This window comes from uncultured Mobiluncus sp. (assembly GCF_963511525.1).
In the GTDB taxonomy this organism is placed as follows: Bacteria; Actinomycetota; Actinomycetes; order Actinomycetales; family Actinomycetaceae; genus Mobiluncus.
This window is the reverse complement of sequence record NZ_CAUPIY010000001.1, coordinates 161547-187801: the sequence shown is the minus strand read 5'-3', so window position 1 is coordinate 187801 and position 26255 is coordinate 161547. Positions and strand designations below refer to the sequence as shown.

The window sequence follows — 26255 nt, the reverse complement described above, 5'->3', positions numbered from 1 at the left end:
GGGTATGCGTTATTTACGCAATCACGAAGTTAACGACTCATTTGAGAATGGATCGCGCAACTCAATTCGCTGTAGTCGATCCCACCCGGCACGGACCACCAAAGATGTCCAACTGGCCGCTACCAGGTCTTTTCGGTGGGTCACTGCGTTCCCGCGCACTTTCGCGCGGGTGCCGGTAGGAGGCTGGGTGGCCGCCATAATGATTTCGGTGGCGGGCGCGACGTCCTCAACGTGACCTTTGGCTCGCAACTTATCGACCGGGGACAAGCCGGGACGCAAATCTGCCCATTGAATGTCCAATGCCGCCAGTTTGGCGCTGGACCAGCCGCCGGGAATCCGCTCGCTCAAGGCTTGGAAAATCGTGCGTTTCGCTACCCATTCGACGCGCCGCGCCGCCGCTACAGGATCTTCGCGCAGCATGCGCACAGTATCTACCCAGGTCAAAGCGTCAGTAAGCGCGTCCGCCAGCAAAACGTCCCGGTCTTGGGAATGCAAGAAATCAGCTACCGTGTTCGCCGCGGCCCACTGCCACTCCAAAGCGCTGCGCTCTCTCCCATCGGCACACCGCAGTGTCGTAACAAAGTCAATGTCGTGGGAGACCTGCCACCCGGCCTCCACCGGATCACAATCCAGGAACAAGCCCTCTATCGGTGGAGCGCTGTGAGCGGTCTTCCACGCCGCTTCCAAAGCCGCCAGCCACGCCCGGCTCGAAGCAACTTTAGCCAGGATAGAGCCAGGGAACCGGTTGGCGTCACCGTTGATGACGTGCAGGCGGCGCCACTTTGAACCGGCGTGAGATTCATCACGAGTATTGACGATGGGACGGTTGAAAGTGGTTTGCAAACCAACCAAATCCCCCACAAAATCCGCACGCTGCGACATTTGAAAACCGCAAGTTTCGCTGTTTTTTCCGATGCCGACCCGGCCAGCACCGCAGATAACCGGGCGCGTCACCAAAAACGGCACCAGGCAGTCGCGCAGCAGCGCAAACGGCACCTCGCGCGCCAACAGATAGTTCTCATGCGAACCGTAGGCCAGTCCTTTGGAATCGGTATTGTTCTTGTACAGCGCAATCGGCGAACCGTAGCTGGCGGCGACCTTCATGGCACGTCTGGCTACGTGCTCCCCAGCTACGTCCCACACCACCGCATCGCGAGCGGTCAAAACTTCGGGGGTGGAGTATTCCGGATGTGCGTGGTCCACGTAGAACCGTCCCCCATTCGTCATCACCACATTTGTGAGCATGGGAGAGGATTGGCCCACCAGCTCCTGCACCGAAAACGTGTCGTCCTCGGCGCTGTGTGCCTCAGAGGACGCCGGGGCAAAACGGTGGGGATCATCGGTCAGCATGGTCGGGTCGGCGCTGGCACGATCCAACCGAGTACCGCGCAGGTCGTTCAAGGGGTCTTCCCCCTCCCAGTCCCAGCCAATGGCTCGTCCGTCAGGACGCAAACTGGCCTGCCAAGAACGCACGGCCTGCGCCGTGACTACTGACAAGCCCTCGGGAGTGTGCCGAAGATTGGGAATTGCGCCAACTTCCGTATCCGGGTCAAGCGCTACGCCGTACTCGGTCTCGATTCCTACCACACGCTGATTTGTCATCATCCCGACCCCTGACTATGAATATGACGGGTCGCGGACTACCCCACTGGCGACACAGTTGATTCCCAAATCCCGCGCCAGAGCCTCCGGGGGCAGCAGCGCCGTGAGCGCCGCGGTTTGAGCGATGGTGTCGGAAAGCGCGGCGTTGAGGTCCTCCAGACGAACCCCGCGACCCTCACCGTTCAATTCGCGGCCGATGGCCAGATTTTTGGCTTGGTTCGCGATGGACACCAGTAGCGCCCCAGAAATCATGTCGTTAAAGAACACTTTGCGCTCTTGCTCTTTGCCCCCTACCTCAACGTAGCGCAGGGTACACAGATACGTAGCTGGTTCCTGGACAAACAGGCGATTGACCGCGGCTTCCACCAGATTTACGGCAAAAATTGTCGCTCCCCCGGCCGCGTTCATCTGCGCCTCATCGAAAGGGGTCGCCGGACTGAGATGGTGTGCCAAAATGCTGCGCGCCGCCGACACATCGGGACGCCCCACGCGAATTTTGACGTCAAAACGACCGGGACGCAGCAGCGCCGGATCAATCATGTCCTCACGGTTAGACGCGCCGATGACAATGACATCGCGCAGTTCGTCCAAGCCATCCATCTCGGTTAATAACTGCGGCACCAGCATATTTTCCACATCTGAGGAAATGCCGGAACCGCGGGTGCGGAACAGGGCTTCCATCTCGTCAAAGAACACCACCACTGGGTGAGTACCCGCCGCCAACTCCCGGGCGCGGTCAAAAATGGCGCGAATCTGCCGTTCGGTTTCACCCACGAACTTGCTGAGCAGTTCGGGACCTTTCACGGAGAGGAACACACTGGGCTGATCGTATTGCACCGCCAAAGACGTGGCCACGGCCTTGGCCAGCATAGTTTTTCCGCAGCCGGGAGGCCCGTACAGCAAGACACCTTTCGGTGCGCTCAGGCCGTAAGAGGCGAACAGGTCGCGATGGGTGTAGGGCATTTCCACGGCAGCGCGGATATGGGCGATTTCCGTGTCCAGTCCCCCAATATCGTCATAGGTGACCCCCGGCACTTCGGGTTGCAGAGCCTGTTCCACGCCGGCGCTTTCCAGCAATTCCAAGCCCCAACCGGACCGCGGATCCATCAGCAGGGTGTCGCCGACTTTCAGGGTTTTGGCGAATCCGGCGCGCAGCCGCACCACAACTTCAGTTCCGCTGGACAGCCGCACGACCGCCCGGTCCATCTTTAGGTCGCGAATAACCGCCACGCTGCCGGACGGGGGTCTGGTCGCACTACCCACCACCACCGGGGTGGCGTCTATCCACACGGCATCCCCCGGCTGCAGCTGATCCACCCCCGCAAACTCCTGCACCGCCAAGCGGACGTGTTTGCCATCCCAAGCCACTTCGGCCAGCCGGGAGGGCTGGCTCGCGTCCGTACCGGGGACAGTGTCGGTGGAAAAGCCTTCAAAAATTGCTCGTGACAAGGGCGGTTGGCCGATTTGTCGCAGTTGGGAACGCAGGGACTCGAGTTGCGTTTTTGATTCACGCAGAGCGGTTTTCAGGCGAGCATTGTGTTCGCCTACGGAGATGACCTCGCGTTTCAGCTCTTCGATATTCGTGTCGGAATCATTCATCGTTTTCCTCCTCAAGCACGGTGCGGCGAGCCGTCTGTTCCCGCTGGTACGCAGCTTTTTCCGTGGCGTCCCTGATAACGCGACGCAATTTTTGGTCCGAAATCGGCCGCGAAGCTTCGTAGTCAAGGTCCTCGTTTTCCCACAGGGCGTCGCGGGGATCGAACTGCCCAACCGCCTCTTCGCCGTGACGAATGGAAGTTTCCCCATCAGCCAGACGACGTGCCGTAAATATGAATCCGGTGTGGGCAATCATGCGGTGATCGGGTCGTACCGCCAAACCGTCAACGTGCCAGGGCCGAACCAAGGACTCCCAAGAGCGTAAGGACGTGAATCCGCCGAAGTTTCGTAAGTCTTGCACCATCCGCGCCAGCTGCGTAATGGTAGTGAGATAGCAGGTCAGCACTCCCCCGGGCACCAGCACCCGATGAACCTGCTCCAGGTGTTCCCACGGTTTCAACATATCCAACACCACGCGGTCCACCGTCTGATCCGCCACGCCCTCGCGCAGTCCCTCACTGAGATCGGCTAGGCGCAACTCCCAGTTGCTCACATCCCCGCTGAACCACATTTCCACGTTGCAACGCGCTACTTCGGCAAAATCTGGGCGCACCTCAAAACTGGTGACGTGCCCTGATGACCCCACGGCTCCCAATAGGCTCATGGTCATCGCGCCGCTGCCCGCCCCGGCTTCCACCACATTCGCGCCGGGGAAAATATCGCCTTCCATCACGATTTGCGCGGCGTCTTTCGGATAGAGGATTTGCGCCCCGCGCGGCATGGACAGATGATAATCAACCAGCAGGGGACGCAGGGCGGTGAACCGGTGTTCGCCGCGTTCCGCAGGAACAATTGTGCCCTCCGGTTTCCCGATGATTGTCCGGTGATGCAGGGCTCCTTGATGGCACTGGAAATAGCCGTCTTCACGCAGCAGGGTCGTATGCACCCGGCCTTTTTCATCGGTCAGCTGGACCCACTCTCCACTGCGAAAAGGGCCGCGGCGACTCGCTGGACCGCCGGGGACGCATGGTTTTTCTTGAGATTGAGCCATAGACCTTATCTTAACCTATGGTTTTTCACCACGTCACAATCGGTTCGTAAACGGGAGGATTTTTGGCGTCCAGGCGATTAGCCTGAAAGCATGAGTGAGTCAGTTCCTGCCCAGGCCTCTCGTCCCCCGGCGCTCTCGGCATCTTCGGCGAAACAGTTTCAACAATGCCCCCTGAAGTGGCGTTTCAAATATGTCGATAAACTTCCTGAGCCACAAAGTCCCGCCGCCCTGCGCGGTAGTTTGGTGCATAAGGTACTGGAGGACATGTTCGATTTGCCGCCCGCCGACCGCCAAGCCCCCACGGTACGTGAAACCGTGGACAGTGCTTGGGAAAAAGTCACGGACGGAGCCTACAAACTGTCCGAAATACTGGCCCAGACATCCGAGGAGGAATTGAAAGCTGCGGCCCGACAGCTTATTGATGCCTATTTTTCCCTCGAAGATCCGCGTCGGCTGCACCCCAGCGGTCGGGAGCTGGGGGTGGAAACGGTATTATCCAGCGGTTTAAGGCTGCGCGGTTTCATTGACCGGGTGGAGCGCGCGGACAACGGGGACGTGCGCATCATTGATTACAAGACCGGCAAGGCTCCCGATATGCGCTTTACCGGGGAATATGTCTTTCAGATGCGGATGTATGCCCTGCTGTATCGGGAACAGTATCAGGTCACTCCCAAACGTACCCAGCTGCTGTTTTTGGGAGGCAGCCCCCAGGTCTTAACCTTTGACCCCACCGACACCGACGTGAGCGAATTCGAAACTGAACTCAACGACTTGTGGCTTGACATAGCCGCTCACCTGCAGGCGCAACGTTTTGAAACCCGGCAATCCCGACTCTGCGACTGGTGCTACTTTCAAAACCTGTGTCCCGCTTTTGGCGGCACGCCACCCAACGTTGACCCGGCGATGCTGGAAAAAATTTCAGAAATCGGTCCTGCCGCCGCGGGCTAGGTAGTTCCGGGCACTTCCTCGGTTAGGCTGGAAACCATGGAAATGCGTCGTCTGGGAAATACCGGTATGCGGGTTTCAGCTTTGGGACTGGGAACCCTGACTTGGGGTCGGGATACTTTAGAATCCGAAGCGGCTGCTCAACTGGAGGCTTTTGTCGAGGCCGGGGGGAACTTGGTCGATACGTCCCCGACCTACGGAGACGGCCAGGCTGAACAGGTGCTGGGGCGTCTGTTGAAGCGCTCCAGTTCAACGGCAACGGATGCCGCCGGCGCGGCCTGTCCCGCTGTGACCCGCGAGGATTTGGTTATCGTCTCAAAAGCGGGGGTTTCGCGGTGTCACGATGAATCTTTCGTGGATGCCTCGCGCCTCAACCTGTTAAGCAGCTTGGATCGCACCTTGGCGAACCTCGGCACTGATTACGTGGACTTGTGGCTGATTCAGGTCCCCGATCCGCACACGGACTTTGACCTGGTGCTGGGCGCGTTGTGGTCGGCGTGGTCGAGTGGAAAAGCACGGTTCGTAGGGTTGTCTAATCATGCGGGTTGGCAGTGTGCTTACGCGGCGGCACGCCTGCGTGAAGGCACCGTCAACGTGCCGGGTTTAGCGGCGGTGGAAAATGAATACTCGTTGTTGAATCGCCAGGCAGAAGCCGAAGTCTTGCCCGCCGCCCAGTCGCTCGGATTCGGATTTTTGGGGTGGTCGGCGCTGGGACGCGGGGTTCTGACCGGTAAATATCGCACCTCGGTGCCGCCGGATTCCCGCGCCGCCTCCCTTCATCTGCAGGGTTTTGTGCAGCCCTACCTGCAAGGACGTTGCCGCAGCATTGTGGAATCGGTGGCGACCGCGGCCCAGGGCCTGGAAGTTTCCCCACTGGCGGTTTCGCTTGCCTGGGCCCTGCAAAAGCCCGGTGTGTCCAGCGCTATCGTGGGGGCGCGCAGTGCCGAACAGTTCCACCAAATCTTGGGGGCGCTAGGCACAAAAGTGCCGCGTCAAGTCATGACGGCTCTGGATGAGGTTTCCGACCCGCGCCTCCCGGCGGCCTAGTGCTTTTGCACCCCGCAGCCCAGCGTGACCTCTCAGAGGCGACACCGAGACAGACGAAATCAGTCCTCGCCGTGCAGGTCAAAGTTTTCTAAATCGCCTTCATCGAGATAATCGTTATCATCGTCGTCATCACCGTCGAAGTCATCGATGAGATCATCTTCATCATCGAGGTCATCTACGAAATCATCGTCGTCGTTGTCATCATCATCGTAGTCATCGTCGTCCTCGTCTAAGATGTCGAAAGGCAACTCAACCCCGGTGGCGGTAAACAGCGCGTCGTCATAGGTAAAGAAAGCGTCGCGAAGTTTTTCTTCGGCGTCGCTCAGAACCGGCGAATCGTCCAAATCACTGTCCGCCGCAGACGCCACTTCCAGATGCCGCTGCAACGCGGCAATCAAATTATCTAACTCCGTACGAGGATCTTTCATAAGCTCAATTCTAATCGGCATGGCCCAAGCTTGCAGGGGAATTTTTACGAAACCAGCAAGCTCACCCCATCAATGTGAGCTAACCGACAACACTTCTGAACCGCCCTTGTATAACCCCGCCAGCAGCACCCGACTCGGTTGGGGGAACCAAAACAAACTATGGCAGGTGCAGCTGACCTCTGACCATGGTCACCATCAGGTCGGTGCCTTTGATTTCCGAAGTTTCATCGGGACCCACGATTTGAGATTCTCCGTTGGGACCGTTCAACTGGGACGCTCCCCCCTCGACACCCAAGGGCAAAACAATCCACATCTTGCCGGGAGTATAGGTGGTGGAAGGGGCTTGACCAGCGATTTCCGCTTTAATATTTGCCACGACTACCCGCGCGTGCGCCCGAGCGGCGTCAGCCCGTTTAGACTCGTGAACATCGGTAATGTCGCCAACTGCGTAAACGTGATTCTGGCCCTTGACCCGCAGGTACTCATCCACGGCGACCTGTCCCTCACTGTTCAGGGAATCACCGTAGTTCGCCCGCAGATAGCCAGAAGCCGTTTGCGCACCGTAGCACAGGAACCACATATCCGCATCGATTCCCACTCCGGCCTGGGTCTCGACGTGGAAAGGAGCCAACTCACCAATATCGGTCGGGGGCAGGTAAGCCAAAGGAGCACCCAAAACCAACTGCACTCCGGCCTGCTGCAGCTCCGCGGTCAAAACGCTACGCAGGTCTTCGGCATATTCGTTGGACCCCAAAATATGCGGGGAACGGTCCACCATAATAATTTCCATATCGGGGAAGTTCGTGAACAGCTCCCCGGCGAATTCGATAGCGACAGTACCCGCACCGACCAACATAACCCGCTTCGCTTGCGACAAATTATTCCGGGTTTCCTCCAGACGGCGTTTCGCCAACGAGGCCGTCGGGATATTGTGTTTCGCCGGATAAGGGTAGGTCGTGCCGGTGGCTAGAACCAGGTAGTCCGCTTCAATAGGGTCGTGATTTGCCAGGTGAACGGTGGTTCCCTCGACGCGGGTCGCTTCCCCGTGCACGACCCGGCCGTGCTTTAACAGGCGCGAATAGGGCATGAAAATGGTGTGGGTCCAAATATCATCAACCGCGGCGCGCAAAGCCGCCGCGTGATGCACGAACTGGTCTTTTTGTTCCACCAAAGTCACTTCGGCGACATCGTCCAAACCGCCGGCCACGGTGATTCCCCCGTATCCGCCGCCGACTACAGTAACTCGAACCACACTACCTCCCGCTTCGGCTGCCCTAGGATAGATAATTTTCAAACAAAACGTCTTAATCCTAACCTAATAGCCCGCCAGTGCACCGGTTTCGCGTCAGATATTTCTGCCCGCCAGACGTAGGCGTGTTTATAGTTCCGCGGCCAGCGGAACCTGCAAGGCTCGGGCGATATTCGGGGGAAAGAATCCCTCACCTTTCAGAACTTTGCCGTCTTCGCGATAAATCGGTTTCCCGTCCGGTCCCAGCTTTGACATATTGGATGCCTGAACTTCCTGCAATACTGCCGGCAGGTTGATGCCGGCTTCCAAAGCCATGCCGTAAACCACATAGGTCAAATCCGCCAAAGCATCGGCGACCTCGACAGTATCGCGAGCGCCCTCGTCCAGCTCGCTGATTCCGTCCATGACCCCGCGCAGGGCCGCATAGGCTTTCTGACCATACAGGGCGCGCACTAGCTCGGAAGTTTCTTCTAAAATCAGCGACAAGCGCATATGCATTCGCTCATTTTCAATATTTGGTCCGGTAGTCACCACCGGCAGACCATAAACTTGATGAAATTGCCGCACGAGGGCTTCGGGGTCGCGCGGGTCGGGGGCTGGCAGTGTTGGTTCACTCATTTTTGTACTTCTTTCCCTAGTCCGAGGCGTTTCCCCGGTGACTTTGCTGCAATAGTTTCATAAGGGCGGTCCACGAGGTCGCCGGTTCCAGCGGGTCCCCCGGCAGCAGCGTCGCCATGGCCCTGTCTTCCCGCTGGTCCTGATGCATTCCAATACCGCGCAAGATGCCGCCAAAACGGAATCCGCAACGCCAGGCAACTCGGATAGACGCCAGATTATCCGGATGAGCCTGCAAAGTCACGCATTGGAAACCCAACAGGTTAAACGCAGTGGTGACCGCCAGTTGCAGCACCTCGCGCATCAACCCGCGGCCCCGCCACTCTGGCGCCATCCAGTACCCGACATTGGCGGTCTTTTCCAACCCGACCCGCAAAGAAATCGTGCCCGCCACGTGGGGAGTTTGGAATTCATAAGTGCGGATGATCCAGCTGGCTCCCCCCTCGTCCCACAACTGGGGGCAAAGTTCGTTTAAAAAGTTATCCGCGTGTTCCGGGCCGAAAGGCACCGGGACCGTCGTAAAACGCTGGATTTCAGGATCCTGGCAAGCGGCCGCAACTTCGGGGGCGTCCGCAGCCCGCGGCACGTCCAAGGTCAGGTTGGTGCCATGCACCGGAAAGGGCCGATGGGCGCCGATTTCCCCCATTGCGGCACTGGTAGAAACAGATTTGGCGATTCCTCGAACGAAAGGTGTTTCAGACATACAACCTCCCGAACGAAAATACGACAAAGACCCGGATTTCCGGGTCTTGTGCGAGGAAAGGGACTTGAACCCTCACGACCGCAATTGGTCACAAGCACCTCAAGCTTGCGCGTCTACCATTCCGCCACCCTCGCTGGTGCTAAAGGCAAATCAAATTTAGCGGGTTTAGGCAACATTCTCAAAACGAAGTCCGCAACGCAAAAACACCGGTACGAAACTTTGGCGCAAAACCCCGGGATTGCCGGCTCGCGGAGCGAATTGAACTCAATCGGCTTCAGCGAACTGCCAAATCTCGACCATTGAAGCGGTCGGGGTCAGGAAAAAGGCATTCTCATCCACATCATCTTTGCCGGTTGCGCTGGCTTTCACCAACACGTAACCACTGGCTAACTTGATGCCAATCTGAGCTGGATCAGTCGCCGCTTCAGCGGAAAGCGTGCCATCAGGACGCATGAAACGAACCGTCTTTGCCGAGCCGCGCATCACCTCAGCGACTTCAGCGTTACCCGAGTACACCCCAATGACAATCAGACCCGAACCCACCAGTGGGTCGCCGCGTACCAAGGACTTCGCCCGGACGGCGGAACGTTGGAAATAATTACGCCCTTCAACAATGTCATCATTCATAGCTTCATTGTTTCATGCCCTTTCAGACAGCGCCGGAATTTGGGAAAAAATTACCGCGTGCCACCCCTCGGCTATCCTGCCGAAAGCCCTAGCCCAGAAGGCTGCGCAACTGTTCCAGGGTGATTCCCGCGGACATATCCCGGTTTTCTTGACCGGAGAGCACCGCCCCGATGAGATCGCGTTTCTTTTCTTGCAGCTCCAAAACGCGCTGTTCGATAGTGTCGGCGGCGACCAGCCGATAGACATTCACGAACCGTTTTTGACCCAGCCGGTGCGCCCGGTCGACTGCTTGGGCCTCCGCCGCCGGATTCCACCACGGGTCGGTGAGAAACACGTAATCCGCCTCAGTGAGGTTCAAACCAAACCCACCGGCCTTCAAAGAAATCAGGAACACGTCGACTTCCCCGTTTTGGAATCGTGCCACTTGCCGGTCGCGGTCGCGACTGGTGCCGTCCAGGTAGGCGTAATCAATTCCCGCCTCGTCCAGTTTTTCCCGCAGTATCGCCAGGAAAGAAGTGAACTGAGAAAACACCAGCGCCTTGTGGCGCTGCCGTGCCGTCACGCTGCTATCGTCGCGCAGGCCCTCCAACGTTTGCAGCAGATACGTGACTTTCGCACCGTCCTCGTGCGCGTGATGGTCGATGAGCCGAGCGCTCAAAGCGAGTTGCCGCAGGCGGGTCAGCGCCGTAAGTATGTTGATGCGAGGAGAGTTAGCGTCCGCCGCCTGGGCTCGGGCCGCCGTCAAATACTTGGCGTACCAGGTTCGCTGCACCGGCTCCAGGTCGATAGAGACTATCTGTTCGATCTTTTCGGGCAGTTCCTGGGCAACACTGTCTTTGGTGCGACGCAGCAGGAACGGTGCCACCCGATCCGAAAGCTCGGCAGCCGCCTCGCTGCGATCGCTGAGTGTCTCGGCGGCAAAACGGCGCGTAAATACCGGCAAGCTGGGCAGCACCGTAGGAACTGTCAGGGACATAATTGACCACAAGTCGGTGGCGGTATTCTCGATAGGTGTGCCTGTCAGGGCAAAAGCCCACTTCGCGCGCAGACGCACCAAGGCTTTATGGGTGGCGGTGGAAGGGTTTTTCACAAACTGGGCTTCATCGAAAACTAGACCCGAGAAACTCTGAGTTTGCCAGAAATCTATGTCCATTCGCGCCAGCGTATAGGTGGTCAGCACCAGGTCGGCTTGCTGAACCTCGCGGGCGACCTGATTCCAGTCCGCGGCGGCTTTGCCCACGCTCGTCCTTTGGGTATATACCCGCAAGTCCGGGAACCATCGCGAGGCTTGTTCCTCCCACGTCCCCATCAAACTGGCCGGGACCACCACGAACACCGCTGCGGCGTCCGCGGGACTACCCGCCAACTGCAGCTTTTGCCCAACAATGACCGCCAGCATCTGCATAGTCTTGCCCAAGCCCATGTCGTCAGCCAAGATGCCGCCCAAACCGGCCTCGGCCCGAGCCGTCATCCAACGGAAACCATCCTCTTGATACCCACGCCAAGTGCCTTGTGCCAACGCGGGAGTCGATACTTCGGGCGGATTCACCAGCAGATTGACGGCGTGTTCCCAATCGCCGGAAAACTGGCGCGTTGCGGCCATCGCATCCAATGCCGAAATTAGCCCGAAATTAGAAATCCCGACCGTAAAATCAGCGCTGCCGGAAAAATCGTTGAGCCCCAAATCGGTGAACTCGCGAATCAGGCGTTTCAGCTGCTGATTTTTTGCCGCATACAAATCCACCCAGTTGCCTCCGGGAGTTTGCCACCAGCGCTCCACCCGCCCCAGAGCCGCCAGAAACTCTTTCGTGTCCAAATCCTCCTGCCCCAGGCGCAACCCCAGGTTCAGCCCGTAACGCAGCCCCCAGCCACGCGGCTCGCCCTCGGGAGGTTCGCCTAAATCCGCGTCAAAGTCCGGGGCGTCGTCTGGCCGGGGTGTCCCTTGAGCAGAGGAAAGTGCCTGGTCAATCCGCAAGTCGAGCACGGGACCGTCAGAGAAAATCTGAATGTGTTGCAGTTCGGGGGAAATGTTGACTTCAGCGCGTTCGGAAACGTTGATGGTGTTGATAAACTCGCGAATCCGGTCCAACTCAAAAATGGGAAATTTTTTCGTAAAGAACGTCTGAATTTCGGATTCATTCCAGCCCCCCAGGGAGCCGACGCCCCGCATAGTTTCCTGAATTTCCAAATCGGGGGTGTCGGGGTCCAAAGCCACTTCTACCGCTGCGGCAGCCGAGCGGCGGCGCACGGTCCAGCGGATTTCAACCAGTTTGGGGTTCATTTCGTTCAGTCGCAGCAATCCGCACAATCGGGGAGGACCAAAAACGTGTTCGTGGGTCAGATGCATCGAGTCGCGGGACAGTACTCCCAGCTTCCCCAGACGTTTGGCGTAGTTGGCCCAAAATTCGTTGGCTTGCGCAGCCGGGATCTCCCATCGAGCCTGAGCCGCAGCCAACGCGTTCAGCTCCTCGTTCACACCAGCTTTTAAGCCGGCGCACGCCACGAAACGCCCGTGCAAGGCGTCCAGTCGCGGCCCGAGAGGCTGGCAGACGGCCTCTGTGTTCTCGGGCGCTTCTGAGGGCTCGCCAGCACTAGCAGTTTCGGCGCCGGCCGCCACCGTCACCGAGCCACCCTCGTGCTGGGTAATGACCAAGACAGTTTGAGGGTCGGGAGCCGCGGGACGCAACACGGTGGTGCGAGTAGTGTCAGAAAACACGCTAACTCCGCTGGTGATGCACTTTTCCAGGAGGTCCAGCCCGGTAGCGTCCAGGTTGCTCAACTTTACGAGCTGGGCTCGGGCACTGTGTTCAAAAAGATGGCGCATCGCGGCGAGTTGCGTCGCGTTCAGTCCCTTGGTGACCGAGGCCCAGCGCGAGGTCAGATCACGCCAAGTGGCACGCTTTTCTGACCAGTCTCCGGACGGGTTGATACGCAGGGGAACCAAGGTTTCTCCCTCTATCTGGATTGCCAGAGGCTGGTTCGTAGCATCAACCTCGCCAGCGTTGAGCAAGCTGCCGAGCCCCGCGCGCCAATCCATTTCGTAAGCCATTCTGTCTATTTTACAGATTTCAGCGCCGGATTTTCCGCTGCAGCGAAAAACCTCCCTAGAATAGGGACGTTATGTTGCACGTGATTTTCTTTCAACCTCGCATTGCCGGGAATACCGGTGCCGCTATTCGTTTGGCCGCCTGCACCGGCGCTACCCTACACGTGGTCGAGCCGACCGTGTTTGACCTGGATAACGACACCAAGTTGAAACGGGCAGGACTGGACTATCACGACCTGGCGCACCTGGAGCGTCACCCCAATTTGGACGACTGCTTAGCGCACGTGCCCGGAAACATTTACGCCTTTACCGGCCACACGGACATCCTGCTGCCCCAGATTCAGTTCCAGGACGGGGACGGCCTCATGTTTGGCCCCGAAGATACCGGGCTGCCGGTTGAAGTCATGGACGACCCGCGTGTCACCAGTCGGGTTCGGATTCCCATGTTGGAAGGGCGCCGTTCCCTGAACCTCTCTATTTCAGCGGCCATTGGGCTGTATTACGCCTGGGGTCAGCTCGGCTACACCGGCGGTATGTAGTTTCATTTTTCCTGGTCACAAGTCTCGATTTCCCGTTTTTCCGTGTGCCTGCGCGGTTTTTCCCGTTTCCTCATGTTAATCTCGAGGAAAAGAGGGAGCACGTGTGATTAAGTACCTGGGTTCAAAACGCACTTTGGTGCCGGCATTGGCACAGATTGCGGACCTGTCGGGCGCACGCACCGCCCTTGACGCCTTTACCGGGACGACCCGGGTCGCTCAGGCTTTTAAAGCCCTCGGGATTACCACCGCTGCCAACGATGTGGCCAGCTATTCGAGGGTACTCGCGGACTGCTATATCGCCACCGACAAACGTCAGATAAACGACCGCGAGCTGCGAACTCTCTTGTGCGATCTAGAAGCCACCCCCGGCGAGCCTGGCTACTTCACGGAAACGTTTTGCGAAAAGTCTCGGTTCTTCCAACCGCGGAACGGAGCGCGTATTGACGCTATCCGCGATCGTATTGAGACGGAGTTTGCCACCGACCCCCGCTACCCTATCCTGCTGACCTCCCTGATGGAGGCGGCGGACCGGGTAGACTCCACGACCGGACTGCAGATGGCGTACCTGAAACAGTGGGCTCCGCGCTCGTACAATGACCTGGAACTGCGGGTGCCCGAGCTTTTGGACGGTACGGGCACCACCTACCAGCGCGACACGAACGCACTCATCGCCGACCCTGCGACCCCGCGTTTTGACCTGGTTTACCTCGATCCGCCCTATAACCAGCATCGTTACTTTACGAACTATCACATTTGGGAGACGCTGATTCGCTGGGATTGCCCCGAGGCGTACGGCGTGGCGCAAAAGCGGGTGGACGCTCGGGATTCTGCCACGCATTCGGCGTATAACCGGAAACGCGAGATGCCCCAGGCTCTGCAAAGCCTGATTGCGCAGGTCGACACGGACACGCTGGTGCTGTCCTATAACAATGAATCTTGGATTGATTTTGACACCCTGTTTGACGCGGTGGCGGCTGGTTTTGAGGACTGCGTGGCGCTGGCTTTTGACTATAAACGCTACGTGGGTGCCCAAATCGGTATCTATAACCCGGAGGGAACCAAGGTCGGTAAAGTCACCCACCTGCGGAATCTGGAATACCTGTTCGTCGGCTGCAGCGCGCAGGTTGGCGCGCGTATCCGCGCCGCTTTCCACGTTCCCGACACCCCGGAAGCGCCCTCAGAAGCCCGTCTCCTCGCCCAAGTGGGCTAGCCCCGGCCGGATTTTTCTGTTACTTTTGCGTCTTTTTGAGAGACAGGGCGCGTGGTGCCTCATGTCATTTTGAGCGCGAAGTGGGGGTTAGGCGCTGCAGGTTTTGATGCCTTGGGTGAGTAGGGCTTTCAATTCTTCGGGTGTGTCATAACGGTAGTGGAAGCCGTATTTACGCACTACATGGTTGTTTTTAGATTCCACATGTGCCTGGTCGTTCTTCTTGTAAGGGCGTGAGCGTGTGAAGAATACGTCCAGGCTAGATGCCCGGTTAATGACTTCCCGGTTAATGAACTCGCTACCGTTATCACAGTCCAGGCCCTGGACATGGTACGGGATGGCTTCTATCGCAGAGTCTAGAGCTTTGAGCATATGCACCCGGGCATTATTCCGTAGGGCTTCTAAATGTATCCAGCCTGTGTTCACGTCGGTTAACGTCAGGGTACGGACGAACTCTCCCTTCAGGCTCGGCCCGCAATGCGCCACCGTGTCCACCTCGAAAAACCCCGGCTCGCAAGCAATCTCATCCCCGGCTCTTCCAATCACCAGTTCCTCATGCGTTTGAAGGAAATCAAGCCAAACACGCATCGATACTGCCAAATATTTACTGCATTGGCATCCTGATAGCACCCAAACCCGTTGTAGTATTCTCTTCGCCACCGTGGAATACTTTGTGGCCCGACCTTACGGTAATCAATCCTGACCACGCCAGGATTCCCAGTGACATCACTGGTCAGATACCTCCTCGCGGTAGCCCTGGACAATCCCGTAGATTCACAAAAACCATCTAGCACCCTGCCCTTTTCCTTTTTCGAAGCCCCGCGATACGCCCGGCGTAACCGCTTCGTGACCTCAACACGCGCACCCATAGAAACCACTCCATCATTCATACCAACAATATATTTTCGCGCTCAAACTATATGAGGCACCAGACCGCCTACGCGCTCAAAATACATAAGGTACGCTGCATGTTTGCAAACTCATATAGGTTAGGCTAACCTAAGTTCTGACATGGTTGTCATGTCATCCCTACAAGATAGGAGATTGTTATGAGTACGAAGGTGGAAATTAAGAAGGTCGAAGAGCGTCGCTCGGAGAAAACCATTCTTGCTCCGAATTCGAATCATCATCCTGGGCCGCATCCGACTACAGCTTTCCAGGTTGCAAGTAACAAGTGAAAGATTTAGTTCCTGGGGTTGCTCCGGTGGGTGTGGAAGATGCATTCGTTCAAGTGTGGCTCGTTGACGGTGGCTGCTTGGCTCGAGATGCACACGGCGACTTATTGCGACTATCTTTTGAAGGTGCAATAGATGATTTGGGTGCACGTGTATCGTGCCCACCCACCGTAGCAACCCTAAACTGTCAGATACCTGTACCTGAAGGCGTAAAGAACCTTGTTATTAAGGTCTGGAATCCGTTTCTAACAGAAGAAGATCAAACTGTTCTTCTTCAATGCGCTAAGGATTGTCTATCGGATTCCCCTTTTTTTGAAAATATCTGCATTTTACCTGCAGATGTTGATTGTGGTGAATCCATGGGGGATCAAGGCTCGTCAACTCTGGTGGTTCAACTTTTCTTAACGCCGGACATGGAGCAAATTCAGCGCGCCGAAGATCAAGCCCTTGCATGTGGTGCAATGTTTTGTGCAGTGATAGTGCGCTTCCCGCTGCTGCTTGTAGGACCATGTGCTGACAGTGAACATGCTGGGTTGTACAGTCAGTTTTATAAGCGTTTAGTTTCAGCCAGTCTGGAGCCGCTAATGACGCATGTTTCACTGACAAAACCGTTGTTGGACGGATTTGCCAGCCAGCTGGATGTTTGCTTGCAAGCTATAAGAGGGATGGGTTTCGGTGAATTCGCAAACCTTCTTTCTTGGTCTAGCCTAAATTTAGTCAATGGCGAGTATGAAAACCATTGGCTCGTGCCCTGGATTGATTGGGCTGGATATGCGCAAGGTAATGATTTCCCACGATTGCCGGCACAGGCTTTGATGGATTCTGAAGTGGGAGTCGTAACCCAACTTCGTCATATTAGACACAATGAGAATCTGCCTGATTGTCTCACTACTGTTCAATCAGATGTTGCAGATATAAGGGTCATATCCCAATGGGCAAATAACAGCGTTTGCCAGGGTAGCGCCATCAATGATTGGCAGGATGCTTCTAACGCAGCGGTTGGCGAGGCGATTGAGCGTTACTGCATTAATATCCTTGATTTGCCGCGAATCATCGTCGGATCGTGGACTGATCTTGAGCGGCAGGGATTACACCCGTGGTCGCCACAGAGTTTTGTGTTGTTCAGCGATGAGCAATACGCTCGGGATGGTTTCCCTTTTGAGAGATTTACAAAAGACACCATAATTCCATGGATTGATGGTGTCGTATTGGGGACGGGAGAGCCTGTATACGTTCCCGTATCTATGGTTTATGTTAACTATAACCATACGGGATTCGTTGATGGAGTCTCCCTTTCAAACTATCCCCTGATTAACCCGGTTCCTTATGCAGGGGTTGCTGCTGGGTCTAGCGAATATGATCCGATCGTCAATGGGCTTGAAGAGATTATTGAGCGTGATGCCACCATGATTTGGTGGCATAGTAAGCCTGCTATAGACCCAGTGAAGATTAACAGCCCACAGGTTGACGCAGTTATTCAAGAATTTGAAGCCAAGAGATTCTCAGTGAAACTGTTTATTCTCCCTAACGAGTTTAGAATTCCTGTTGTCGCTGCCTGTCTGACAAACGAGCAATTCGAAACGTGCAATATAGGGTTTTCGTGTCGCCCCAACGTAGAAGATGCCGCCTTGAAAGCTGTTACCGAAGCGGGAACGCTATTCGATGGTTCGATTGATTTGCTTGACCAGAATGGACGCCTTTACGAGGCGATACGCAAACGAGAACTCTCAGAAAAGATGGCTTTGCCGTGGCGTGCTGATAGACACTACTTAGATTCTATTGATTGGGATTTTAGCCGCGTTACAGACCTGATGATTCAACAACACATTAATATTGATCCGCGAGCAAAACAGTACCGCTCCGGTCATTTGAATCGCCAAGAGCACAGCGCCGACCTATCATGGCTTGACCAATCTGAACAGCGCAATAGGGAATACTACCTTGAACGACTGGAGGCTCACGGATACGACACAATTTGTGTTGATGTAACGACTCCTGATATTCGAATGTGTGGCGGTCGGGTCGTCCGGGTATTGGTTCCTGGGCTCGTGCCGAACTTTGCTGCCGGCCATATCACCCTCGGTCATCGCAGAATACAAGATGCTTACTTCAAAATGGGGCTGCTAGACAGTCCACAAGAATTTGCTGATTTAAACTATTTCCCTTTGCCTCATGCCTAACACTGAACTCGTGACTAAACGTTCCGCACCTCCCGACGAGAAGCTCATAGCTCCTGGTCTGTTAGCCGCAAAAAGATGGGTCTCGTTGCCCTCTTACGTGGGGCTTACGCTCATCCTTATTGTGGTATGGATTCTAGCTTTGGGAGTAGGTGCTGTCAGCATCAATCCGCTTGTCACCCTACGAGTAGTTCTGGAGAATATCTTTCCCGGACTCTACTTTACGGGGCTTCCTGCCCCCGCAAGTACCGATCATGATGTTATCTGGAATCTGCGTATGCCGCGAACTCTCCTTAGCGTCATCTGTGGTGCTGGTTTGGCTGTGTGTGGGCTCGCTACACAAGCCCTGCTCCGCAATATTTTGGCCGATCCTTATATTCTGGGGATTTCTTCCGGGGCATCTACAGGTGCTGCGATGGTTATGGTTCTCGGGATTGGACTCGGTTTTGCTTCGCCCTCAATCGCGGTCATGTGCGGAGCATTTATCGGATGCCTTGTCTCGGTATGCCTTGTTTTTGTTCTTGCTGGGTTGAATGGCAGAAACTCTACAACAAAAGTGGTTTTTGCTGGCATGGCAGTAAACTTCTTCTTTTCGGCTTTGACAAGTCTGCTCATCATGGTGGCAAAGAATCCTTCTGTCACGAAAAGTGTTATGTTTTGGATGCTAGGTTCCTTTAGCGCCACCCGCTGGAGGGAAATCCCAATTGTATTCTTCGGTGTCCTCCTAGGTTGCCTCTGGCTGTTTATAAGTGGCAGGAAAATAGATGCGATGACACTGGGTGATGATGCAGCGCGTGGTCTTGGACTCAGACCAGATCGCACTCGGCTCCATGTGTTCTTTGTAGTTGCGTTTATCGTCGCCACGCTAGTGTCTGTGAGCGGAACAATTGGGTTCGTCGGTCTTGTCGTACCGCATATAGCAAAGAAACTTTACGGAGGAATTTTCCGTAACGCTATCTTCGGATGTGCCCTTGTTGGCGCCACATTGATGCTAGGTGCCGACTTGTTGTCACGTATTTTGGTATCCCCCGGGGAACTGTCTGTTGGTATCATTACCGCTCTGATCGGCACTCCACTACTCATGTCACTTATTCGTAGGAATGCGGTTAACGATGCTTAACTCACACTTTTGCGCTCAAGTATCTGAAACGCCATTGTTTTCACTCGATGATGTGACGGTAAAATTCGGGAAAACGGTTGCGCTGAACCAACTGTCGGGGACTATTCCAGCAGGTATGCATGTTGGTTTAATAGGCCCGAACGGGTCGGGCAAGACGACACTTATGCGAGCCTTATACGGGGCAGTTAAACCTAATCGTGGTCGAATTAAGTTGGTTGGGGAACCTCTCGACAGTCTCCAACCGCACGAGATAGCAACCAAGATTGCTCTAGTTCCACAAAACCAAATTGTGCCGCAAAGAGTCAAGGTTATTGACGAAGTACTACTTGGCAGAATCCCTTTCTTATCCGCTTTTGCAACATATTCTCACAGTGACTATGACCTAGCCGCGAAGGCGCTTGACACAGTAGGGTTGACAGGCGTTCGCGAGAAGTATTCTGATCAACTCTCCGGGGGAGAGCGGCAACGAACCGTTATCGCCCGGGCGCTGACCCAAGACACGAACTGTGTGCTACTTGATGAGCCTACGAATCACCTCGACATTTTCTACCAGCATAAGGTGCTGAGTTTACTCAGGCGGCTGGCTCCCAATGTGGTCACGGTGCTTCACGATATTAACCTCGCAGCAAAATACTGCGACTGGTTGCTCATGCTCGACCACGGCAAAGTTTTCGCTTCCGGGAAACCCCACGAGGTACTAACCGAAAGCAATATCGAGCACGTGTACGGTGTTCAAGCAACAACCATCCATCACGAAGGCAAACTGCAATATTGCTTCAGTGTTAACAACGATAAGGAGAAATCATGATAAAAACTAGGCTGCAGATTCCACGAGCAATAACCTGCGTAGCGCTATTGGTAGCGTGCGGACTTGCTGGATGCACGACGCAAAAGCCTGATGATTCCGGTCAGAATACCCCTTCTGCTGCGAACAGTGCTGCGTATCCGCAGGAATACGATTCGTGTGGGACAAAAGTTACTTTAGATCAGCGCCCAGAGAGAATTATTGCGTCAGGCAGAGAAGGGGTTGCTAACCTTGTAGCTGCTGGCGGCGCGGATCGGATGATTGGTAGATTCGAAGAACACGGGGCGCAACAGTCCGATGAGGTTGAAGCAGCCGTCAAGGATGTCAAACAACTCGAGAATAGTTCGGGAGAAGCCCACGGCGAACTCTCGTTCGAAGCAATCCTCAAACTCAAGCCTGACATGATTTACGGCAATGATTACGGCGAAGTCGACGAACTTGAAAAATATGGGATTAAAGAAATTATTAGCCAATCTTCATGCGTTTATCTAACAAATGTTGATGAGGTTGATCGGGCTGACCTTACGGGTATTACGAAAACGATTCGCAACCTTGGTAAGTTGATTGATTCGGAAAAGGCAGCTAACGAAAATGCCGATAAACTAGATCAAGAGCTGCAGGACGCGCAAAAAGCTGGTGAAAGCCTGAAAGAAATGACCGTCGCCGGGTTGTATTACTGGGATGCGTCTGATGATCTGTTCGCATATGGTGCTAATTCCACCTTGCAGGGCATCTTTGAGGCCTCGAAACTGAAGAATGTTGTCGACCCGAAATACGATGCGATGATGAACGGTGCTATCCAGCCTGAGGCGATCATCAAAGCAAATCCCCAAGTAATAGTTATTACCACTGGGGAGTCGGGGATCACTCTCGAGGATTCCATGGACAGACTGAAGGCCATTCCTGGGATGGATCAAGTTGATGCAATTAAGAATAATCGCGTCATCGAGCTGCCTTCCGGGGCTGCGTATACCATCGCGGACGCTATTCACGGAGCTACCGCAACAGTTAAGGCCCGTCAAAACTACTAGGAGCGCCTAGTCCACACTAGATGAATGAAAGTATGTCGATGAAACCTGCCCACTTATGGCACCGCCAAATGACGGTGTTACGCATAGCCCAAGTCGGGGTTAGAATCATGATTCCGCCGATACTTCTTGGTCTGGTGTTAAGCGGTGCCTATGTTGGGCAGGCATTCATCAGTTCTGCGCTTTTCACGGAACTTCTTGGTAGTCGTGATAAAGGCACGATAGTTCGACTACTCATCGCTTTGAGTGTGTTTCTGGTTGCTATTCCGCTGATTGGTATTGCGAAGGCTTATCTTTTGAATCGAATAGGGTTGCGCCTGAAAGTCAATTTGCGTAAAGCGATTTTGACTCATGTCGATAGGCGTGGCCCCATGCGGATGAGCAGCCAGCGAGCTGGGAATCTTGAGTCGCTTATGGTTGACGGAGTTGAAGCGATTGAACCTTATTACGGCACTTATCTACCCCAAATCGCGATTACTACAATCACTGCAGGGTCTATCTGCGTGTGGATTGGAACAGTCAGCCCACTGGCTGGGATAGTTTTATTTGTTTGTGCAGTCATCACATTCCTGATTCCACGAGTATGGGACAAGGTGTTAGCGGAGAAAGGCCAAGAACACTGGGACGCTTACGCAGAGCTTAACTCGGATTTCGTCGATGCTATGACCGGCATGACTACGCTCAAGGCTTTTGGCGCTGCTAATCAATTCGGAAAACGACTCGCTAAGCAATCCAAGGAGCTTTTGCGCTCAACCCTCACCCAGCTACGCGTGTCACTTGGAGAAACCGGGGCATCGTCAGCCATGATGGTTCTCGGGCCAGCATTTGCCTTGTTGATTGCTATTGTCGAGGTTCGCAGCGGAAACTATCCGGTCACGAAAATATTCTTCATTACCTTGTTAAGCATTGAAGTATTTAGGCCTTTGAGAGACCTCGCCAATGCTTTCCATGCCGGCTATTTCGGACTATCCGCTGCCGACCAAATCTACAATACGCTCAGCGTTGACTCTACCATCCCAAACACGACTCAGACATCCAGGAAAACGCTTCCTGAGTCAACCCCCGCAACAATCGAAATCTGTGAACTGAGCTATCAATACGAATCAGCCACCACGAATGCACTCGAAAAAATTAGCCTTACCGTCGAGCAGGGGCAGTTTATGGCCATTGTCGGGGGATCGGGCTCAGGAAAATCCACTCTTCTAGGGCTCATGCTAGGTTTTGATGCCCCAAAATCAGGCACCGTGACTATCGGGAAAACCCCGACCGCAGAACTTGATATCGTCTCTACAGTCTCACTGGTGCCGCAAAACCCTGTCATCTTCCCCGGGACGGTTGAAAGTATCCTCAAAGAAGCTAACCCGCGTGCCAGCCATGATGATCTTCTTCAAGTGCTGAGTGTCGCTCAAGCAACCGATTTTCATGCTGAAGCCTCCGACGAAGAAGTCTTGGCTCATCGCCAAAAGGCTCAGCAGGCTGATCTGGAACTCATGATTGAAGAATCAGGGGCTAACATTTCTGGCGGACAAAAACAGCGTCTGGCTATCGCTCGCGCTCTCATCCGTAAGCCGCGCGTCATGATTCTTGATGAATCCACTTCGGCGCTCGATTCGCAGGTTGAAAAGAGAATCATTACCAGTCTGAGGAAAGATTTCCCGACCATGACGCTCATCCTCGTCACTCATCGAATGGACGTAGCGTTAATTGCAGATACGGTCACAGTGCTTCGAAAAGGTCGCATCAGTGAATATGGTTCCCCTGATGGTTTGTTAGCACGAAAAGGCGAATTCGCTGCGATGGTGGATAATTCCACAGGGAGCCTGACAGGTGCGAAAGAAACGGAGGTAAACAAATGAGAAAAACGCTTCATGATTTGTTCTCCATCATGGGACGGCTACGTGATTTCCGAGCGTTATTTCTAGCCTCAACCCTGGTCATAATCATCCACCAGCTCGCTTTAGCAGGTGTTGGAGCATTGAGCTACTGGATTTCTTCGTCAATCGTTGTCGACATCGATTATGAAATTACCTGGCTATTCGCAGGTCTATTCACGATTGCGGTTGTTCACGCACTTGGATATCTCATGGATGCTTGGTGGTCACACCAGCTCGCTTACCAGGTACTTGCTAGCATGCGCATCGACTTGTACAAGGTCATTCAGCGAATCGCCCCAAAAGGTCTGAAAGGTAGAAAAATCGCTGACGTCACTGCTGCAGGTATGAACGATATGGAACAACTCGAATGGTTCTACGCTCACACAGTCGCCGCCGCCTTGGCCGCTCTCATTAGCCCCACCATCCTTATCATCATTCTGTACGTTCTCATCGGCCCTTGGGCTTTGCTCACCCTTGTGTCCCTTTTCGCCCTAGTCGCAGCCCCGGCACTATTTGCCACCATTCAAAGACGTCAAGGAGAAAAAGTTCGCGCAGGCCTAGCCCAACTAAAAAGCCTCGGCTTGGAATCCATCATCGGGATTCGTGAACTCCATGTACTTGGACAAAAAACAAAACACGCAAACCGGGTATTCAAAGCCACAACTGATGTACAAAACCTGAAACTGCATCAAGCAATTCGAAAAAGTGGTGAAACAACATTATCAAGTATCGTGGTAACTGCTGTGTCAATCACTTTACTCGTGGTCATTACGGGTGACGTGCTTAATGGAACTCTTAACCCAGCGATACTTCCGGTTGCTGTCTCGCTAGCTGCCTCAAGCACCATCCCCGTTAATACCTTTGCGGGAATGTTGGGGATTATGGGAGAAGTCTCGGCGTGTGCTGCGCGTGTAAACGATTTAATGAACGCGCCTGATTCCATCAAAACGCCCACCGGAAACTACACGCCACTGTCCACATCCTTGGAAAACTACCCGAAGAGAGACCTTGACTACAACCAGGTCAGCTTCAAATACGATACAGAAGATGTTCTTGCCGATATCAACCTGAACATTCCAGACGGCCAAACAGTCGCGATTGTGGGGCAGTCAGGAGCGGGAAAAACCACCCTCGCATACCTAGCTATGCGCTTCTATGATCCAACCAGTGGACATATAGATTTCGCTGGACTACCGCTGACAGGTATTTATCCAGACGAATACCGCCAGCATCTAGCCCTCGTTCCTCAAGACGGACATGTTTTCGTCGGAACCTTTAGAACTAATCTGACGCTAGCGAAATGGGATGCCTCTGATAACGAATTATGGGAAGCAATTGACGCCGCCGGCATGACTACACTTGTAAAAGACCTCGGCGGCCTAGACTCACCCATCGGAGACCGGGGCACAAGCCTGTCAGGCGGAGAACGACAGCGCCTCGTTCTTGCCAGAGCATTTCTGCGCTCACCGGAACTCCTCATCCTCGACGAGCCTCTAGCCAATATTGACCCACAACTAGAACAAACGATCAACCAGGCATCCGGGGCACTACGTACGGGAAGAACCACAATCGTAATAACCCACAGGCTTCCGTCAATCCTCACTGCAGATACTGTCATCGTTGTTAAAGACGGACGGATTCACAATAGAGGAACACACGAAGAGCTACTGAAAGATGATTTCTATAGAAGCCTCTTAGCCAATCAGCTGACTTAGACGCAAAACAGTTTTTATCGAGGTAAAAACCGAGCTGGCTCAATCACATGACTTCCCGCCAATGAGAAACCACTGATATAGAAGTATCGCTAAAACCGGATGGGTACCAACCCGTACGGTTTTGGCATGTTTCAGGGACGTATTACGTATTAGCAAGAGCCCTCAAACTTTGTCGCTAGCTGGCTCTCGGAAAGGAGCCGGTTATGAGTACCAACCACAAAAATTTGCAATCAGCTTTTCGAACAAAGGCACACATGCAGGCGCGAGGAGTGTGGGCGATGAACAAGACGTTAGATGAGCGCCGCAACACGGAGGGATATCTTGATTTGAATACCTATCAGGCGTTGAAGAATCTGCAGCGCGCCACATACGGGTATCGGCCACTGGTGTATATCTGCTCGCCGTTTTCTCGTGATGTGGAAGCCAACATCGCTCTTGCTCGCCGTTTTTGTGCTCACGCCGTGGCAGCGAAGAAGATCCCGCTCGCCCGTGACGTGTCTGCCCCAGTACGCACCCGTAAAGTACGTAGATACGTGGTGCATCATGTCAATTTGAGCGCGAAGTGGGGGTTAGGCGCTGCGGGTTTTGATGCCTTGGGTGAGTAGGGTTTTATGTTTAGCTGAACTGTCCCAGATTTTCCCATCTACTCAAACGGAACAAAACCTGGGACAGTTCAAAACGCTACGTGGGTGCCCAAATCGGCATCTACAACCCGGAGGGAACCAAGGTCGGCAAAGTCACCCACCTGCGGAATCTGGAATATCTGGTCGTCGGCTGCAGCGCGCAGGTTGGTGCGCGTCTCCGCGCCGCTTTCCACGTCCCCGACGCCCCGGAAGCACCCTCAGAATCGCGCTTCCTCGCCCAAGTGGGCTAGTCCCCTTTCGCAATTAAAACCAAACTAAAAACTATCGAGCCGTGGTTGAAACGGACAATCGAAACGATATCGAAAGCCTAAAGTTCAGTGAAGATTTTTGTAATCAAAATGAGTGTAAATCACGAGGGATACTAACGTTATTAGACCTACCAAAAGCCAGGTAGGGAAACTGCTCACCGGCTGTAGCAAGATATTCCAAAATACGGGAGTGCTGGCGGTATCTGAAGTGCCAAAGATTAAGACTGCTCCGAGATAGATTATCCCCGGAATAGTGGCGTAGGACGTGCCGAGGACACAGCCGACAATCACACCTAGTGAAACCAAAAACAGTTCGTTACGTACGGCCACCAAGACAACTGAAGTAAAGTACACGGCATCGAAACTGTGGGTAAATATCGCGAGAATGAACAGTATTAGAGCGGTAGCTACGGCATAGCCAGTAATGACTATTATCAGCAAGGCTAGGCGGCTGAGCCGGAGCCGTCGAGTTTGCGTTAGTTCCAAGTTGCCTGGCACGGCCAAGAGCAAGGGCAGAATCAGCGCGCCGGAGGCTGCAGTGATGGGAAGCAGGAATACAGAGACACCCGCACGCAGCGGAACCTCGGTCAGGAACGCTGGCGAAAAAGCTACCAGGAGCGCGGGCAGGAGAACAGCAACACCAAAGACGCGGTAATCGCGAGACTTCACGAACAGCGCAAATCCCGGCGGGTTTTTACCACGTTCCACGGCTAGGTCGCCTCCTTCGAGAGCTGAGAATCAGTTAATTTACGGTTCCGAGCCAAATCTCGTCTTGTAAGTGCCGATATTTAGGCTCAGGAATCACTTTGCAATC

The 26255-nt window shown here is 54.5% G+C and carries 24 protein-coding genes and 1 tRNA gene; 12 read left to right on the top strand and 13 right to left on the bottom strand.

Annotated features, from left to right (window positions below; translation table 11 throughout):
• Nucleotides 1–21 precede the first annotated feature (21 nt).
• The 3 genes from RQ935_RS00840 to RQ935_RS00830 are packed head-to-tail and all read right to left on the bottom strand — an operon-like array spanning nt 22 to nt 4249.
• The gene (locus tag RQ935_RS00840; RefSeq protein WP_311496786.1) at nt 22–1605 is read right to left on the bottom strand and encodes a proteasome accessory factor PafA2 family protein; all 1584 of its coding nucleotides are present in this window, start codon (nt 1603–1605) and stop codon (nt 22–24) included.
• A gap of 12 nt (nt 1606–1617) precedes the next feature.
• A complete protein-coding gene (gene arc / locus RQ935_RS00835) occupies nt 1618–3201 on the bottom strand; it encodes a proteasome ATPase (RefSeq protein ID WP_311496785.1) in 1584 nt (527 codons plus the stop codon).
• Complete coding sequence (locus tag RQ935_RS00830; RefSeq protein ID WP_311496784.1) at nt 3194–4249, bottom strand: tRNA (adenine-N1)-methyltransferase; 1056 nt, start codon at nt 4247–4249, stop codon at nt 3194–3196. Before RQ935_RS00830 ends, arc begins: the two co-directional genes overlap by 8 nt.
• 90 nt (nt 4250–4339) lie before the next feature.
• Between RQ935_RS00830 and RQ935_RS00825 the strand changes: the two genes are divergently transcribed.
• Both RQ935_RS00825 and RQ935_RS00820 read left to right on the top strand, forming a co-directional pair.
• On the top strand, nt 4340–5197 hold the full coding sequence (locus tag RQ935_RS00825) for a PD-(D/E)XK nuclease family protein (RefSeq protein ID WP_311496783.1): 858 nt from the start codon (nt 4340–4342) through the stop codon (nt 5195–5197).
• Nucleotides 5198–5233: 36 nt separating this feature from the next.
• Nucleotides 5234–6241: an aldo/keto reductase gene (locus tag RQ935_RS00820; RefSeq protein ID WP_311496782.1), complete on the top strand. Its 1008-nt coding sequence runs from the start codon at nt 5234–5236 to the stop codon at nt 6239–6241.
• 59 nt (nt 6242–6300) lie between these two features.
• On the opposite strand, the gene RQ935_RS00815 is transcribed toward RQ935_RS00820, so the two are convergent.
• The 7 genes from RQ935_RS00815 to RQ935_RS00785 form a co-directional block, all read right to left on the bottom strand.
• The gene (locus RQ935_RS00815; protein ID WP_311496781.1) at nt 6301–6669 is read right to left on the bottom strand and encodes a DNA primase; all 369 of its coding nucleotides are present in this window, start codon (nt 6667–6669) and stop codon (nt 6301–6303) included.
• 157 nt (nt 6670–6826) lie between these two features.
• Nucleotides 6827–7921, bottom strand: coding sequence for an FAD-dependent oxidoreductase (locus RQ935_RS00810; RefSeq protein ID WP_311496780.1), 1095 nt, complete (start codon nt 7919–7921; stop codon nt 6827–6829).
• 126 nt (nt 7922–8047) lie between these two features.
• The gene (locus RQ935_RS00805; RefSeq protein WP_311496779.1) at nt 8048–8536 is read right to left on the bottom strand and encodes a nucleoside triphosphate pyrophosphohydrolase family protein; all 489 of its coding nucleotides are present in this window, start codon (nt 8534–8536) and stop codon (nt 8048–8050) included.
• Nucleotides 8537–8552: 16 nt separating this feature from the next.
• Nucleotides 8553–9236 (bottom strand): GNAT family protein, encoded by a 684-nt coding sequence (locus tag RQ935_RS00800; protein ID WP_311496778.1) that lies wholly within the window; start codon nt 9234–9236, stop codon nt 8553–8555.
• A gap of 49 nt (nt 9237–9285) precedes the next feature.
• Nucleotides 9286–9370 (bottom strand) — tRNA-Leu (locus RQ935_RS00795).
• Between the two features lie 130 nt (nt 9371–9500).
• The gene (locus tag RQ935_RS00790; protein WP_282921536.1) at nt 9501–9863 is read right to left on the bottom strand and encodes a hypothetical protein; all 363 of its coding nucleotides are present in this window, start codon (nt 9861–9863) and stop codon (nt 9501–9503) included.
• A gap of 88 nt (nt 9864–9951) precedes the next feature.
• Nucleotides 9952–12912 (bottom strand): DEAD/DEAH box helicase, encoded by a 2961-nt coding sequence (locus tag RQ935_RS00785; RefSeq protein ID WP_311496777.1) that lies wholly within the window; start codon nt 12910–12912, stop codon nt 9952–9954.
• A 71-nt stretch (nt 12913–12983) separates the two neighbouring features.
• Between RQ935_RS00785 and RQ935_RS00780 the strand changes: the two genes are divergently transcribed.
• Both RQ935_RS00780 and RQ935_RS00775 read left to right on the top strand, forming a co-directional pair.
• Complete coding sequence (locus tag RQ935_RS00780; RefSeq protein ID WP_311496776.1) at nt 12984–13448, top strand: tRNA (cytidine(34)-2'-O)-methyltransferase; 465 nt, start codon at nt 12984–12986, stop codon at nt 13446–13448.
• 103 nt (nt 13449–13551) lie between these two features.
• Nucleotides 13552–14658, top strand: a complete 1107-nt coding sequence (locus RQ935_RS00775; RefSeq protein WP_311496775.1) for a DNA adenine methylase — start codon at nt 13552–13554, stop codon at nt 14656–14658.
• Between the two features lie 87 nt (nt 14659–14745).
• Here the strand turns inward: RQ935_RS00775 and RQ935_RS00770 are convergent, their stop codons facing one another.
• A complete protein-coding gene (locus RQ935_RS00770) occupies nt 14746–15201 on the bottom strand; it encodes a transposase family protein (protein WP_295026639.1) in 456 nt (151 codons plus the stop codon).
• Nucleotides 15198–15545, bottom strand: a complete 348-nt coding sequence (locus RQ935_RS00765; RefSeq protein WP_295026637.1) for a hypothetical protein — start codon at nt 15543–15545, stop codon at nt 15198–15200. The genes RQ935_RS00770 and RQ935_RS00765 overlap by 4 nt, the downstream gene beginning before the upstream one ends.
• 284 nt (nt 15546–15829) lie before the next feature.
• Here RQ935_RS00765 and RQ935_RS00760 point away from each other — a divergent pair, with 284 nt between their 5' ends.
• The 8 genes from RQ935_RS00760 to RQ935_RS00725 all read left to right on the top strand — a co-directional run bounded on the left by RQ935_RS00760 (nt 15830) and on the right by RQ935_RS00725 (nt 25423).
• Complete coding sequence (locus RQ935_RS00760; protein ID WP_311496774.1) at nt 15830–18010, top strand: YcaO-like family protein; 2181 nt, start codon at nt 15830–15832, stop codon at nt 18008–18010.
• A 10-nt stretch (nt 18011–18020) separates the two neighbouring features.
• Nucleotides 18021–19127 (top strand): iron ABC transporter permease, encoded by a 1107-nt coding sequence (locus tag RQ935_RS00755; protein ID WP_295026636.1) that lies wholly within the window; start codon nt 18021–18023, stop codon nt 19125–19127.
• Nucleotides 19120–19935 (top strand): ABC transporter ATP-binding protein, encoded by an 816-nt coding sequence (locus RQ935_RS00750; protein ID WP_297346509.1) that lies wholly within the window; start codon nt 19120–19122, stop codon nt 19933–19935. The genes RQ935_RS00755 and RQ935_RS00750 overlap by 8 nt, the downstream gene beginning before the upstream one ends.
• Nucleotides 19932–20963: an ABC transporter substrate-binding protein gene (locus tag RQ935_RS00745; RefSeq protein ID WP_311496773.1), complete on the top strand. Its 1032-nt coding sequence runs from the start codon at nt 19932–19934 to the stop codon at nt 20961–20963. The genes RQ935_RS00750 and RQ935_RS00745 overlap by 4 nt, the downstream gene beginning before the upstream one ends.
• Nucleotides 20964–20995: 32 nt before the next feature.
• On the top strand, nt 20996–22816 hold the full coding sequence (locus RQ935_RS00740; protein WP_297346511.1) for an ABC transporter ATP-binding protein/permease: 1821 nt from the start codon (nt 20996–20998) through the stop codon (nt 22814–22816).
• Nucleotides 22813–24549 carry an ABC transporter ATP-binding protein gene (locus RQ935_RS00735; protein WP_295026630.1) on the top strand — a complete coding sequence of 579 codons (1737 nt, stop codon included), beginning with the start codon at nt 22813–22815 and terminating at the stop codon, nt 24547–24549. The genes RQ935_RS00740 and RQ935_RS00735 overlap by 4 nt, the downstream gene beginning before the upstream one ends.
• 203 nt (nt 24550–24752) lie before the next feature.
• A complete protein-coding gene (locus tag RQ935_RS00730) occupies nt 24753–25154 on the top strand; it encodes a hypothetical protein (RefSeq protein ID WP_311496772.1) in 402 nt (133 codons plus the stop codon).
• A gap of 80 nt (nt 25155–25234) precedes the next feature.
• Entirely contained in the window at nt 25235–25423 is a 189-nt protein-coding gene (locus RQ935_RS00725) for a hypothetical protein (RefSeq protein ID WP_311496771.1), read from the top strand.
• An 84-nt stretch (nt 25424–25507) separates the two neighbouring features.
• On the opposite strand, the gene RQ935_RS00720 is transcribed toward RQ935_RS00725, so the two are convergent.
• Entirely contained in the window at nt 25508–26149 is a 642-nt protein-coding gene (locus RQ935_RS00720) for a hypothetical protein (RefSeq protein WP_311496770.1), read from the bottom strand.
• Nucleotides 26150–26255: the final 106 nt, after the last annotated feature.